At 58.5% G+C, this 12678-nt stretch carries 12 protein-coding genes and 2 pseudogenes; 8 read left to right on the top strand and 6 right to left on the bottom strand.

Annotated features, from left to right (window positions below; translation table 11 throughout):
• Positions 1–251 (top strand): hypothetical protein (locus DTW89_RS19810; RefSeq protein WP_236637182.1); only part of this gene is annotated, 251 nt, incomplete at its 5' end.
• A 355-nt stretch (positions 252–606) separates the two neighbouring features.
• On the opposite strand, the gene DTW89_RS19565 is transcribed toward DTW89_RS19810, so the two are convergent.
• On the bottom strand, positions 607–861 hold the full coding sequence (locus tag DTW89_RS19565) for a hypothetical protein (RefSeq protein WP_201741030.1): 255 nt from the start codon (positions 859–861) through the stop codon (positions 607–609).
• Between DTW89_RS19565 and DTW89_RS16680 the strand changes: the two genes are divergently transcribed.
• Positions 811–1818 carry a D-2-hydroxyacid dehydrogenase family protein gene (locus DTW89_RS16680; RefSeq protein ID WP_024815211.1) on the top strand — a complete coding sequence of 336 codons (1008 nt, stop codon included), beginning with the start codon at positions 811–813 and terminating at the stop codon, positions 1816–1818. The two genes, DTW89_RS19565 and DTW89_RS16680, sit on opposite strands and share 51 nt — an antisense overlap.
• Positions 1819–1927: 109 nt before the next feature.
• Here the strand turns inward: DTW89_RS16680 and DTW89_RS16675 are convergent, their stop codons facing one another.
• The 4 genes from DTW89_RS16675 to DTW89_RS16660 all read right to left on the bottom strand — a co-directional run bounded on the left by DTW89_RS16675 (position 1928) and on the right by DTW89_RS16660 (position 5634).
• Positions 1928–3058 (bottom strand): branched-chain amino acid ABC transporter substrate-binding protein, encoded by a 1131-nt coding sequence (locus tag DTW89_RS16675; RefSeq protein ID WP_114656744.1) that lies wholly within the window; start codon positions 3056–3058, stop codon positions 1928–1930.
• 143 nt (positions 3059–3201) lie between these two features.
• A complete protein-coding gene (locus DTW89_RS19805; RefSeq protein WP_114656743.1) occupies positions 3202–3675 on the bottom strand; it encodes a hypothetical protein in 474 nt (157 codons plus the stop codon).
• Positions 3675–4109, bottom strand: a complete 435-nt coding sequence (locus tag DTW89_RS16665; protein ID WP_114656742.1) for a DNA polymerase III subunit chi — start codon at positions 4107–4109, stop codon at positions 3675–3677. Before DTW89_RS16665 ends, DTW89_RS19805 begins: the two co-directional genes overlap by 1 nt.
• 7 nt (positions 4110–4116) lie before the next feature.
• Positions 4117–5634 (bottom strand): leucyl aminopeptidase, encoded by a 1518-nt coding sequence (locus DTW89_RS16660; RefSeq protein ID WP_114656741.1) that lies wholly within the window; start codon positions 5632–5634, stop codon positions 4117–4119.
• A gap of 23 nt (positions 5635–5657) precedes the next feature.
• Between DTW89_RS16660 and lptF the strand changes: the two genes are divergently transcribed.
• Genes lptF through DTW89_RS16635 form a run of 5 tightly spaced genes read left to right on the top strand, consistent with a single transcriptional unit; the run spans position 5658 to position 10480 of the window.
• On the top strand, positions 5658–6755 hold the full coding sequence (gene lptF, locus DTW89_RS16655) for an LPS export ABC transporter permease LptF (RefSeq protein WP_024815215.1): 1098 nt from the start codon (positions 5658–5660) through the stop codon (positions 6753–6755).
• Positions 6752–7858: an LPS export ABC transporter permease LptG gene (lptG, locus tag DTW89_RS16650; RefSeq protein WP_111867294.1), complete on the top strand. Its 1107-nt coding sequence runs from the start codon at positions 6752–6754 to the stop codon at positions 7856–7858. The genes lptF and lptG overlap by 4 nt, the downstream gene beginning before the upstream one ends.
• A gap of 23 nt (positions 7859–7881) precedes the next feature.
• Positions 7882–8274, top strand: coding sequence for a sirohydrochlorin chelatase (locus DTW89_RS16645; RefSeq protein WP_024815217.1), 393 nt, complete (start codon positions 7882–7884; stop codon positions 8272–8274).
• A 43-nt stretch (positions 8275–8317) separates the two neighbouring features.
• A complete protein-coding gene (locus DTW89_RS16640) occupies positions 8318–9259 on the top strand; it encodes a CysB family HTH-type transcriptional regulator (RefSeq protein WP_114656740.1) in 942 nt (313 codons plus the stop codon).
• A gap of 48 nt (positions 9260–9307) precedes the next feature.
• A complete protein-coding gene (locus DTW89_RS16635; protein ID WP_114656739.1) occupies positions 9308–10480 on the top strand; it encodes a pyridoxal phosphate-dependent aminotransferase in 1173 nt (390 codons plus the stop codon).
• 86 nt (positions 10481–10566) lie between these two features.
• On the opposite strand, the pseudogene tnpC reads toward DTW89_RS16635, so the two are convergent.
• A pseudogene (gene tnpC, locus DTW89_RS16630) lies at positions 10567–11828 on the bottom strand (IS66 family transposase); the annotation flags it as partial.
• On the opposite strand from tnpC, the pseudogene DTW89_RS16625 reads away from it, so the two are divergent.
• A pseudogene (locus DTW89_RS16625) lies at positions 11768–12435 on the top strand (IS3 family transposase); the annotation flags it as partial. The pseudogenes tnpC and DTW89_RS16625 sit on opposite strands and share 61 nt — an antisense overlap.
• Between the last annotated feature and the right edge of the window lie 243 nt (positions 12436–12678).

The following is a 12678-nucleotide window of genomic DNA, read 5'->3' as shown; positions in this document are numbered from 1 at the left end:
CAGACATGATCTTCAACTCCCATGCTTGTACATGCGCGCTCAACGGTGGCGCGCGTAACCGTTCGGGCTCAATGAAGACCAGCGCGGTGGCCGTGCGTTCTGTACTCAGGGACGGGCTTGAAAACCCAAGTCGCTACCAAACTGCACGGACCGGTCTGGCTGCCTTAAAGGCCGTCAAACTTTACCGCGATGGTCGAAAGGAAGATACAAGCGCGCACCATTTTGCAATCCTGCCTGTGCTCAACCTCTGATTGACGGAGTTTTCACATGCGCCTTGCCTTCTCCACTTTCTCTGCGCTTTCTCAATCGTTTTCTGCACTCGCACACTGGCTTCACCCGAGCCGTGGCGCGCTTTCAGGCAGTGCTGCGGCACCTTCAGCGCACACTGCCAGCGGCTGCAGCCACGGCCCCTCACCGGGCGCGGTCTCGGATTTTGCCGGGCAGTCGAAACCTCCGTTGCGACACCTGGCAAGCGTCGGCATGTCTGTACCGCGCAGCCACATCACACATCGCGTACAAAGTGCGACGTCGGGCACTTTCGCGCCTGGTGCATCCAGTCACCGAAACGCTCGACGCCCAGTACGCGTGCTGCACCCAGCAGCCCGCTCAGAGGTCGGGCGCATGATCATCGCGGGCCGCATGGCCGACGTCTGCGCCGAACTGGAGCGCATGGCGGCGGGCGATCCATGTCATCACTGATACCGGTGTCCGTATATCCGAAACTGCGAGCGCCACAAAACGTTGCATTCTGATAGCGGCCTTCTGGCCTGAGCAGGCGTCGACCAGTCCACGCCAAGGCACAATGTCGAGATGAACATTGTGATACTGGATGACTATCAGGATGCGGTGCGCAAACTCCACTGCGCAAGTCGGCTTGATCCCTATTCTGCGAAGGTTTACACCAACACGGTGAAAGGTCAAGGACAGTTGGCCGTGCGCCTGAAGGATGCCGACATCATCGTGCTTGTGCGTGAACGCACCCAGATCACGCGCCAGCTGGTCGAGAAACTGCCACGACTGAAGCTGATTGCCCAAACTGGCAAGATAGGTAGCCATATCGATGTGGCAGCCTGCACCGAACGGGGCATTGCGGTGGCAGAGGGGGTTGGATCGCCTGTGGCGCCGGCGGAACTCACCTGGGCGCTGGTGATGGCGGCCACGCGACGGTTACCGCAGTACATTGCCAACCTCAAACACGGCGCGTGGCAGCAGTCCGGGCTCAAGGCGGCCTCCATGCCTCCCAACTTCTGCATCGGCAGCGTGTTGCGCGGAAAAACGCTGGGAATCTGGGGTTATGGCCGTATTGGTCAACTGGTGGCAGGTTATGGCCGCGCGTTTGGCATGAACGTGCGCGTTTGGGGTCGCGAAGCGTCCCGCGCCCAAGCCCTGACCGATGGTTACCAGGCGGCCACCAATCGGGAAGAGTTTTTCTCGCAATGCGATGTGCTGTCCCTGCACCTGCGGCTCAATGACGAAACCCGCGGCATCATTTCACTGGAAGACCTTTCGTGCATGAAGCCCACCGCGCTGCTGGTCAACACCTCGCGGGCTGAACTGATTGAGCCCGATGCACTGATTGCAGCCCTGAACCGCGGCCGCCCCGGCCTGGCTGCCGTGGATGTTTTTGAAAGTGAACCCATCCTGCAAGGCCATGCCCTGCTGCGCCTGGAGAACTGCATCTGTACGCCCCACATCGGGTATGTCGAGCAGGACAGCTACGAACTGTATTTCGGTGCTGCCTTTGATAACGTGGTGAACTTCATCAAGGGGACGCCCACCAATATCGCCAATCCCGGTGCGCTGCAAGTGCGACGTTGAGGCTTGGTCGCTTCCCCTGCGTTACTAAAGCGCCCAAACAAAAAGGCTTCCCGAGGGAAGCCTTTTTGTTGGGCAGCATCCAGAGCTGCTGCCCGCCGACTCTCTCGATTTAGTTCAGAGGGGTCTTTTTTCCATCCTTGTAGACATACAAGGTGATGGCTGGGTTCTTCATTTCTCCGTTAGGCTCAAAGGAGATCGTCGAGGTCACGCCCTTGAACTGCGATTTCAGCAATTCGGGGGTATAGACCTTGGGGTCCACGGAATTGGCGCGTTTCATGGCGTCGACAATCAGGTGAGTAGCGTCGTAGGTGTAGGGGCTGTAGACCTGGAACTGACCTGGGTACTTGGCGTCGTACTTGGCTTTCCACGCCTTGCCGCCGGGCATCTTGTCGAGCGACGCACCACCTTCAGCGCACACCACGTTGGACAGGGTCTTGGCGCCGGCAGCCAGCTTGGCGATTTCGGCGGTGCAGATGCCGTCACCACCAAAATACTTCACGTTGCCCATGCCCAGCTGCTCCATCTGGCGCAGCATCGGACCGCCTTGGGGATCCATGCCACCGAAGAAGATGGCATCAGGGTTCTTGGACTTGATAGCCGTCAGGATGGCCATGAAGTCGGTGGCCTTGTCGGTAGTGAACTGCTCGTCCACAACCTTCATGCCCTTTTCGGCGGCAACCTTCTTGAACACGTTGGCCACACCCTGGCCATAGGCCGTGCGATCGTCAACGATAGCGACCGTCTTGAGCTTCAGGGTGTCAGCGGCATAGAACGCCAAGCCTGCGCCCAAGGCGTTGTCGTTGGCAATGATGCGGAAGGTGGTCTTGTATCCAGGCTTCGTCAGGTTGGGGTTGGTGGCCGCACCCGTAACGTGAGGAATGCCGCAGTCGTTATAGACCTTGGACGCAGGAATGGTCGTACCGGAGTTCAGGTGACCCACGACGCCAGCCACTTTGGCATCGCACAGTTTTTGTGCAGCAGCCGTGCCCTGCTTGGGATCTGCTGCATCGTCTTCCGCCTGCAACTCGAACTTGATCTTCTTGCCACCGATGGTGACGCCCTGAGCGTTCAACTCTTCAATGGCCATGCGCGCGCCATTTTCGTTGTCCTTGCCGTAGTGGGCTTGGGCGCCGGATACCGGAGCCACGTGGCCGATTTTGACCACTTGCTCTTGTGCAGAGGCCATACCAGCAACAGCTGCGATAGCAGCAACCACGGTCAGTTTCAACTTCAATTGCATATCAATCTCCAGTAAAGATAAACGCTGAGAATTGTTCTTGTGTCTCAACGCAGGCGAACATATCGCAATTTACGGGCCAGATCATTAGGGAACACGCCTAAATGCGAGTGAAACCACAGGGATATACCCTGTCATCCAATGGACTACGACGGATTGCCGCTAGCCAGCTCGTCAGCCACCGCCTCATAAACCGCATGCCGCACCACCGATTCGATTTCTTCCCGCAAACGGGGCAGTACGGACCGGGTCTGCTCCTGCACTACCAGTGCAATCGCCTCGCGCAACCTTTGGTCGAGCACCACATCCACACGCTGCATCACCCGGTGCACCATGTACTCCTCCATGCCCGGCGGCAAGGGGCGGCGCGCGGCGGGCGCCGGGACGTGCTGAGCGCTGGCGACGTCCGCCAGCTCGTTGGTCGGAGATCGCACCGGCACGACGGGAACTGCAACCCTTGCCTGGATGGATGGCGCGGACGGTGAAATGGAAGGGGCAAGCACCTTGGTCGACGTGGCAGCTTGCGCCACTGGCACTGAAACGGGGAGTACATCTGGCCCCTGCACCACTTCGGTGAGAGTCGGTACAAAACGAGGAAGCGGCTTGGGAGGGTGAGGCATCAGTCGACCTTCAACACGAGATCATGGCGTGTGATTGCATAGCCCTGTGACGCATAGTGGCGCCAACGCGCACGCGCTTCACCGCGGTCCACCTCATCGGTGGCACTGACCACCTCTACCAGACGCTCAAAACTACCAAATCCGGGCGGCACGACGCCCCCCAGATTCAGCAACATCTCGTGATGTGGCCCCTGCTGCACATCCACGGCAAGCACCACGGGGGAGAACCGCAAAAGCTCTTCCCCTGCGTCGATGCGGCAATGGGCCACGTAATCCTGGGGCGTCATGTTCCAGAGCATGTCGTCGAGTTCAGCCAGCGTTTGTGCTGAACCTGTGATCATGAGCTGTACGCCACTGCGCAGTGCCTTGCGGGCAAACCGGCATGCGTAGGCCATTTTGTCTGGCGCATTGAAGTGGAAAGCGATTTCCGTCATGACGCTCTCAAGCAGGCTTCGATTGGACCTTGCGCCGGGAAGGTAGAGCGGGCTTAACAGCCTTGACCGTGCCCGTTGCGGAGCGCTGCTGCGCATGGCCCAGCAGGTAATGCACCAGCAAGCCAACAGGTCGGCCGGTGGACCCCTTGCCGGCACCACTTTTCCACGCAGTGCCGGCAATATCCAAGTGCGCCCATGGAAACTCGCCCACGAATCGCTGCAAAAACTTGGCCGCCGTGATGGAACCGCCTGCTCGTCCCGCCACATTGCCCATGTCGGCAAAATTGCTCTTCAACCCTTCCGCGTAGTCTTCGTCCAACGGCATGCGCCAGCAAAGATCTTGCGCCTCATCCCCAGCCGCAGACAAGGCCGCAGCCAGTACATCGTTGTTTGCAAAGAGTCCGCTGCGCACAGCTCCCAAAGCAATCACACAGGCACCGGTCAAGGTGGCGATGTCCACCACCGCTGCCGGCTTGAAGCGCGCGGCATAGGTCAACACGTCACAAAGTACCAACCGACCTTCCGCGTCTGTGTTCAATACCTCGATCGTCTGACCGCTCATGCTGGTAACCACATCACCGGGCTTCACCGCCCGACCGTCCGGCATGTTCTCGCACGCAGGAATGAGGCCCACCACATTGATTGCGGGCTGCAATTCTCCAAGAGCGCGAAATACACCCAGCACACTCGCCGCGCCGCACATGTCGAATTTCATTTCGTCCATCTCGGCGGCAGGCTTGATGGAGATGCCGCCGGTGTCAAAAGTGATGCCTTTGCCCACGAGCACCACCGGGGCATCGGACTTGCTCGCACCACTGTAACGAAGTTCGATCAGCCGCAACGGCTCCTCGGAGCCTCGTGCAACGGCCATGAATGCCCCCATGCCAAGTCGGGCAACTTCGGCAGGGCCGTGCACCTTGCACTGGATGCGGGGCTGGCTGCCAAGGGACTTGGCGGCATCTGCCAAAAGACTCGGCGTTGCGTAATTTGCCGGACGGTTTCCCCATTCGCGGGCAAACTCCACCCCCGCCACAAGACCCACCCCGTGCGCAAATGCCTCGCGAACCGGTTGTGCATGAACGACGCCGATCACCACCCGATTCAGGGTGCGCGCTTCGGCCTTGGGCTTGGTGGTGGCATAAACATAACTGGCATCCGCAACTGCCTGCACTGCAGCACTTACGCCATCTGGCTGGGCTTCGCCAGCAAAACACACTACCGCTCGCTTGACCTGAGGCAGCTTGAAAGTTGTCGCAATGGCTTGTAAGGCCTGGCGAATGGCGCGGGCCGAGCCGTTGCCTGCGCCCAACAGCACAACGCGACGTGCGCTGACAGCGGGTGCCAGATAGAGTTGGAGGTGTGTGCCGGCCTTGGCCTTCAGATCGCCACATTTGAGTGCATGGGCAGCAAGCACCGACAAGGCGTCCTGCCCCGGCCTGAAGCCCTCGGGTACCAACACGACAAGTAGATCGCATTTTTCGGTAGCAGCAGCCGTCAACTCCAGCGTCTTCAGATCAAAGTTCATAATCGGTGTTTTCCTTCGAGCCAATGTTATTCGATTCATCCATTCGCAGAGAGCTGGCGCGGAGCTTTGGCGCCACGCTCGTGGTGCTCGTCACGGTAGTCATGACCATGATGCTGATCCGAACCCTCGGTCAGGCGTCGCGCGGCAGTGTCAACCCTTCCGACGTCATGTTGGTCATGGGCTTCACGGTGCTGGGGCAACTCCCAATCATCCTCAGCCTGAGTCTTTTTGTCGCTGTGGTGGGAGTCCTGTCACGCATGTACAGGGACAGCGAAATGGTGATCTGGTTCTCAAGTGGCCAGGGACTCATGAGCCTGCTGCGCCCATTGCTGCGCTTTGCATGGCCCGTGATGGCAGTCATTGCCATCCTGTCCCTTGGGGTATGGCCGTGGGCTAATGCCCAGATTCAGGAGCTCAAGACGCGCTATGAACAACGCAGCGACATCGACCGCATTGCGCCTGGCGAATTTCAGGAGTCAGCCAACGGTAGCCGGGTGTTTTTTATCGACAAGGACAGCCCGGACACCCAGGCGGGAAACAACATTTTCATTGCGGCCAGCAGCGGCGCCAAAGAATCGGTAACGTCAGCTCGCAGTGCTCGCCTGGAAATACGTGCAGGCGAACGCTTCGCATTGCTTAGTCAGGGGCAGCGACTGGAGTCCACTACGGACCAGCCAGGCCTGAAACTGAGTGAGTTTTCGGAATACGGCACCCGCATCGGTTCGGCATCCGGCACAGGTACAGATCAACTGGCTGTCAAGACCCGCGCTACCCATGAGCTGTTCTTGCAATCGACCATACCCGCATACCAGGCAGAACTGGGCTGGAGACTTGGACTGGCAGTGGCGGCCGTCAACTTTGTCATTCTGGGCTTGGCTCTGGCCAGCGTGAACCCACGCGCCGGTCGCAGCGGCGGCATGATGTTTGCACTGTTATCTTTCGTTGTGTACTACAACCTCATGACGCTTGGGCAGAGCTGGGTTGGAGCAGGAAAGCTGGGATTGCCAACCTTCATGATTCTCCTTCATGGTGGCACGGCAGTACTCGCGCTGGCCATCCTGGCTGCGCGACACAATCACTGGACGCTCCGGCGTCTGCGCAAAACCCGGAGTCCCGCATGAGAGTACTTCGCCGCTTCATTCACCGAGAAGCACTCCTTGCTGTGGGATTTGTGACGCTGGGGTTCCTTGCGCTGTTTTTTTTCTTCGATCTGATCGACGAGTTGCGTTGGGTTGGCCGGACGGGGCCTGACGGCTACCAACTCTCCCACGCGTTACTTTTTGTGTCGCTGAGCATTCCCAATCATCTTTACGAATTGCTCCCGATCACAGTGCTCATCGGCACCATTTTCGTCATGGCGCGGCTGGCCCAAAGCTCCGAATTCACCATCATGCGTACCAGCGGCCTGGGCCCTTGGCAGGCATTGCGCACCTTGCTGACTCTTGGTGGGTTCTTTGTACTACTGACCTTTGCCGTGGGCGACTACATTACCCCACTGTCGGAACGAGCGGCGCAGCTCATCAAGGTGCGCCACCTTGGACGGTTGACCTCTGGTGCCACCGGCGCTTGGCTCAAAGAGCGCCAGCAAGACCATTCCTTTGCAGTGAACGTGCGCGCATTAACCCCCGAAGGCGGCATGTTGGGCGTGCGCATTTTCGAATTTGATGAAAAAGGGCAACTGACCTCACAGACCCATGCGGTGTCGGGGCGATTCGCTTCCCCTGGGATGTGGGAGCTACTCCAAGTAAGGCGCAGCAGCTTTCTTCAACTAGACAGCGAGGAAGTCCGGGTCGAACAGCTGCAAACTCCCGCACTGCAATGGCCGACCCGCATCAGTGCCGACATGGTGGCGGCCTCACTGCTCAAGCCTGACCGTATGGCAACGGTCGACCTCTTCCAGTACATCCGCCATCTTGATGCCAACGGCCAGTCCGCCCAACGGTATGAAATTGAGTTTTGGCGCAAGGTTTTTTACCCCCTGAGTTGCTTGGTAATGGTGGTTTTGGCATTGCCGTTTGCATACTTGCACTTTCGTGCAGGCGGAATTGCAGGTTATGTATTTGGCGGCGTGATGGCAGGCATCAGCTTCTTTTTACTGAACAATGTGTTCGGCTACGCCGGTAATTTGCAGAATTGGTCACCCTGGCTCACTGCTGCGGCTCCTGGATTGATTTACTCCCTCTTGTCGCTCGCAGCCTTTGGTTGGCTGGTCTTGCGACGCTAAGCCCACTATTACCCCTTTTGCGTATGCCCCACACACTTCCTGCCATCGTGCTCTTTTCCCATGGCTCACGCGACCCTCTTTGGCGCGCGCCCATAGAAGCAGTTGCCTCACGCATTGCCTTGCACCATCCAGATAGGTTGGTGCAATGTGCCTATCTTGAGCTGTGCGAACCGACATTGGCCCAGGCAGCAGAGGCTCTCGCTCAACGGGGCGCAACCCACATGGTGGTCGTGCCAATGTTTCTTGGTACCGGAAAACATGCGCGTGAAGACCTGCCCTTGTTGGTGGAGCAACTCCGCTCACTTCACCCATCGGTGAAATTCAGCGTGCAGGCGGCCATTGGAGAGGACAACCGCATGACGACACTGATGGCCGAAATAGCCTGTGACTTCTCCACGACCGACTTCAACTCTTAGACAAATAAAACATAATGATGCGAATTTTTAGGCGTCATTAGATATGAATTTGCACCAATTCCGATTTGTTCAAGAGGCAGCCCGCCGCAACCTTAATCTGACCGAGGCGGCCAAAGCCCTGCACACCTCGCAGCCCGGCGTATCCAAGGCAATCATCGAGCTGGAAGAAGAACTCGGAATTGACATTTTCGCGCGCCACGGAAAGCGACTCAAACGCATCACAGAACCCGGCCAGCACGTACTCAAGAGCATTGAGGTCATCATGCGCGAGGTAGGCAATCTCAAGCGCATTGGAGAACAGTTCAGTGCGCAGGACAGTGGAACCCTGTCGATCGCCACCACCCATACTCAGGCGCGCTATGTATTGCCGGTCCCCGTGGCGCGACTCCGCGAGGCATACCCGAAAGTCAACATCAGCCTGCACCAGACCACGCCCGATCAGGTCGCACGCATGGTGATTGATGAAGTGGCGGAAATTGGCATGGCTACCGAGTCGCTGGCCGACTACCCCGAGCTGGTGACCCTGCCCTGCTATGAATGGGAACATGTGTTGGTGCTGCCTCCGGGTCATCCGCTGACCCAGAAAGAGCGCATTGGACTGGATGATATCGCCCACGAACCTCTCATTACCTACCACCCAACCTTTACAGGGCGCGGCAAGATTGACCAGGCCTTTGCAACGAGGCGACTTCAACCGCGCATTGCACTCGAAGCCATCGACTCCGACGTGATCAAGACTTATGTGCGCTTGGGCTTGGGCATCGGCATCGTGGCTGAAATGGCTATGCGCGAAGATCCTTTGGGTGACTTGGTTGTGCAACCCGTGGGTCATCTTTTCGGGCAGAGCGTCGCACGGGTGGCCTTCAAGCGCGGAGCCTACTTGCGTAACTTTGTCTACAAATTCGCCGAACTGCTGAGCGACCGCCTGAGCCGCGAACTCATAGCCCGCGCCATGGCAGGGCATGTCAATGATTACGAACTCTGAGCATCTGTTGTAACCGACCGATCCCTCGCATCTTTTGTACTTTTTCCCATGACCTCCACCGCCGCGAGTCCACTCACACCGACATTTCCCAGCAAGCTACCCCAGGTCGGCACTACCATTTTTTCAGTCATGTCGGCACTTGCCGCTGAACATGACGCGGTGAATCTGGGCCAGGGATTTCCTGATTTTGAATGTGATCCAGCCTTGGTCGATGCGGTGACACAGGCCATGAAGGCCGGTCACAACCAGTACCCGCCCATGCCCGGTATTCCAGCATTGCGCGAGGCTGTTGCTTCAAAAATAGAAGCAACCTATGGTCGAAAATATTGCGCCAACGCCGAAATTACCATCACGTCAGGGGCTACCCAAGCGATCCTCACGGCCATTCTGGCCATCGTGCACGCGGGCGACGAAGTCATTGTGCTCGACCCTTGTTATGACAGCTACGCCCCCAACATCGAACTGGCAGGTGGCATTGTTGTGCGGGTCCCCCTTACCCCAGGAACGTTTCGCCCCGACTTTTCTCTGATTGGCGGGGCAATCTCGCCACGAACCCGCGCCCTCATCATCAACAGTCCGCACAACCCTAGCGCTACAGTCTGGAGCGCTGAAGATATGCTCGCACTGCAGGAACTGCTGGCCCCCACCAACATCTTGCTGATCAGCGATGAAGTTTACGAACACATGGTTTTCGATGGTGCTGAACACCAGAGCACCGCACGTTTCCCAGGCTTGGCGGCGCGGGCCTTCGTTGTATCGAGCTTTGGCAAAACCTTCCACGTTACGGGGTGGAAGGTTGGAACCGTGGCCGCACCTGCATACCTCACTGCCGAATTCCGAAAGGTACACCAGTTCAATGTGTTTACCGTGAACACGCCCATGCAGTACGGACTGGCCGAGTATTTGAAAGAACCTGCGCCTTATCTACAGCTACCGGCTTTCTATCAAGCTAAACGCGACCTGTTCCGCGAAGGCCTGGAAGGCTCGCGTTTGAAATTGCTTCCCAATACAGGCAGCTATTTTCAATGCGTAGACACGACAAACGTGAGCGATCTAAATGAGTCGGACTTTTGCCAGTGGCTAGTGCGTGAAGTGGGGGTTGCCGCCATTCCCTTGTCTGCTTTCTACGGCGATGGTTTTAATCAAGGAGTCGTTCGCTTTTGCTTTGCCAAAAAAGACGAAACCTTGCATGAAGCCATTAGAAGATTGAAAAAACTCTAATGCCAATCATTGCTTTCGACCTAAGCACGCGGCAATCCCATGTTGGCCGCAGCCGGCCTGCCGGCTATCGATCAGGCGCTCGCAGCTTACCAACGATGCGGCAGCAATTCTTCCACCCGGCTGGCCCTTTGCGTGGGCAACCGCGTCAGCACATCCTTGAGGTAGGCATAGGGTCATGCCCGTTCATGCGGGCCGACTGTACCAGGCTCATCACCGCCGCCGCCCGCTGGCCCGCGCGCAAGCTGCCGGCGAACAGCCAGTTGCTCCTGCCAATGGCGATCGGCCGGATCTGGTTCTCGATCCAGTTGTTGTCCACGGGCAATTGCCCGTCATCGACGAAGCGCGTCAGCGCAGTCCAGCGCCGCAGGCTGTAATCCAAAGTCCTGGCCGTCGCTGAGCTGTCCGGCAGCTTTTGCCGCTGCAGCGCCATCCATTCGTGCAGCGCATCAAGCACCGGCTTGGTGTGCTGCTGGCGGATGCCCTGGCGCTGATCGGCGTTGAGGTCTTTGACCTCGCGCTCTATGTCGTAGCCCTTGGCGAGCTGCTCCAGTGCGAAGCCTGCGATCTGGCTTTTGTTCGCCGCATGCAGGTCAAAGAATTTACGGCGGGCGTGCGCCAAGCAGCCGACTTCCATGATGCCCTGCGCAAACCCCGCTTTGTACCCAGCGAAGTCGTCGCAGATCAGCGCGCCCAGCCACTCGCCCAGGAAGTTGCGCGCATGTTCACCGGCCCTGGACTCACAGAAGTCGTACACAACGGCCTTGATATCCTGGAAGGCACCCGGTGCGTAGGCCCACAGGTAGGCCCACAGGTAGGCCCACAGGTAGGCCCACAGGTAGGCGCGGTGGGTCGCACCCTTCCCGGGCTTGAGCATCTGCACCGACATCTCGTCGGCGCGCAGTACGCGCTGGCCCAGTATCTCGGCTTTGAGCGCATCCTCCAGCGGTTGCAGCCGCACGCCGCAGGTGCCCACCCATTGCGCCAGGGTGGAACGGGCAATGGCCAGACCGGAGCGCGCAAAGATGGTTTCCTGGCGGTACAGAGGCAGGTGATCGGCGTACTTGGCGACCAGCACCTGGGCCAGCAGGCCCGTGGCGGGGATGCCCTTCTCGATCACATGCGCTGCAACTGGAGCCTGGGCGATGGACTCGCACTTGGCGCAGGCCCACTTGCCACGAACGTGGCGCTCCACTGTGAACACACCGGGCACATAGTCGAGCTCCTCGGCCACGTCTTCTCCGATGCGCTGCATCAGGCAACCGCACTGGCAGGTGCTCGACTCAGGCTGTGGCCCGCTGCACTGTCGAGGGGCTGATGCGGCGTCTGGGGTTGCGCGGGGTGATGCGCGGCAAGGTCGTGAGAACCACCATCAGCGACAACAAAGCACCTTGCCCGCTGGACAGGGTTAATCGGCAGTTCAAGGCGGATCGGCCCAATCAGCTGTGGGTCTCGGACTTTACCTACGTCTCGACCTGGCAGGGCTGGCTGTACGTGGCCTTCGTCATCGACGTCTTCGCCCGGCGCATTGTGGGCTGGCGCGTAAGCAGTTCGATGCGAACGGACTTCGTGCTCGATGCGCTGGAGCAGGCGCTGTACGCGCGCCAACCCGATCAGGGCAGCAGCCTGGTCCATCACTCGGATCGAGGCTCGCAATACGTCAGCATCCGGTACAGCGAACGCCTGGCCGAGGCGGGCATCGAGTCCTCGGTGGGCAGCAAGGGCGACAGCTACGACAACTCGCTGGCCGAGACAATCAACGGGCTCTACAAGACCGAGCTGATACATCGACGCACCCCTGGAAGACCAAGGAGGCCGTGGAACTGGCCACGCTGGAATGGGTGGCGTGGTTCAACCATAACAGGCTGCTCGAACCCATCGGGTACATCCCGCCCGTAGAAGCTGAGGCAAACTACTACCGGCAACTCGCCAGTCAGACTGCCATGATGGTAGCCTGACTTAAATCAACTGGCCTCCAGGAAAGCCGGGGCGATTCAGATACCAACAGTCAGCGGTGGATGTTGCTTTTCTCGCATATCTGACCATCACTATTGAATTTTGCCCCACCCGTTTTCGCAAACCGACACTGGTGCGCGAGATGAGTATTCTAAGGCGCTTGAGAGAACTCAGGAGAAGGAACTCGGCAAATTGATACCGTAACTTCGGGAGAAGGTATGCCCCAAGTAGGTGAACCTGTACAA

The organism is Acidovorax sp. BoFeN1 (assembly GCF_003345135.1).
Lineage (GTDB): Bacteria > Pseudomonadota > Gammaproteobacteria > Burkholderiales > Burkholderiaceae_C > Acidovorax > Acidovorax defluvii.
Note: the sequence above shows the minus strand (reverse complement) of the source record. Positions and strands in the feature narration are given on the sequence as shown.

Bases quoted from the DNA above. Each gene is read 5' to 3' on its own strand.
- DTW89_RS16680 (WP_024815211.1), top strand. From the start codon at position 811: ATGAACATTGTGATACTGGATGACTATCAGGATGCGGTGCGCAAACTC.
- DTW89_RS16675 (WP_114656744.1), bottom strand. From the start codon at position 3,058: ATGCAATTGAAGTTGAAACTGACCGTGGTTGCTGCTATCGCAGCTGTT.
- DTW89_RS19805 (WP_114656743.1), bottom strand. From the start codon at position 3,675: ATGCCTCACCCTCCCAAGCCGCTTCCTCGTTTTGTACCGACTCTCACC.
- DTW89_RS16665 (WP_114656742.1), bottom strand. From the start codon at position 4,109: ATGACGGAAATCGCTTTCCACTTCAATGCGCCAGACAAAATGGCCTAC.
- DTW89_RS16660 (WP_114656741.1), bottom strand. From the start codon at position 5,634: ATGAACTTTGATCTGAAGACGCTGGAGTTGACGGCTGCTGCTACCGAA.
- lptF (WP_024815215.1), top strand. From the start codon at position 5,658: ATGTTATTCGATTCATCCATTCGCAGAGAGCTGGCGCGGAGCTTTGGC.
- lptG (WP_111867294.1), top strand. From the start codon at position 6,752: ATGAGAGTACTTCGCCGCTTCATTCACCGAGAAGCACTCCTTGCTGTG.
- DTW89_RS16645 (WP_024815217.1), top strand. From the start codon at position 7,882: ATGCCCCACACACTTCCTGCCATCGTGCTCTTTTCCCATGGCTCACGC.
- DTW89_RS16640 (WP_114656740.1), top strand. From the start codon at position 8,318: ATGAATTTGCACCAATTCCGATTTGTTCAAGAGGCAGCCCGCCGCAAC.
- DTW89_RS16635 (WP_114656739.1), top strand. From the start codon at position 9,308: ATGACCTCCACCGCCGCGAGTCCACTCACACCGACATTTCCCAGCAAG.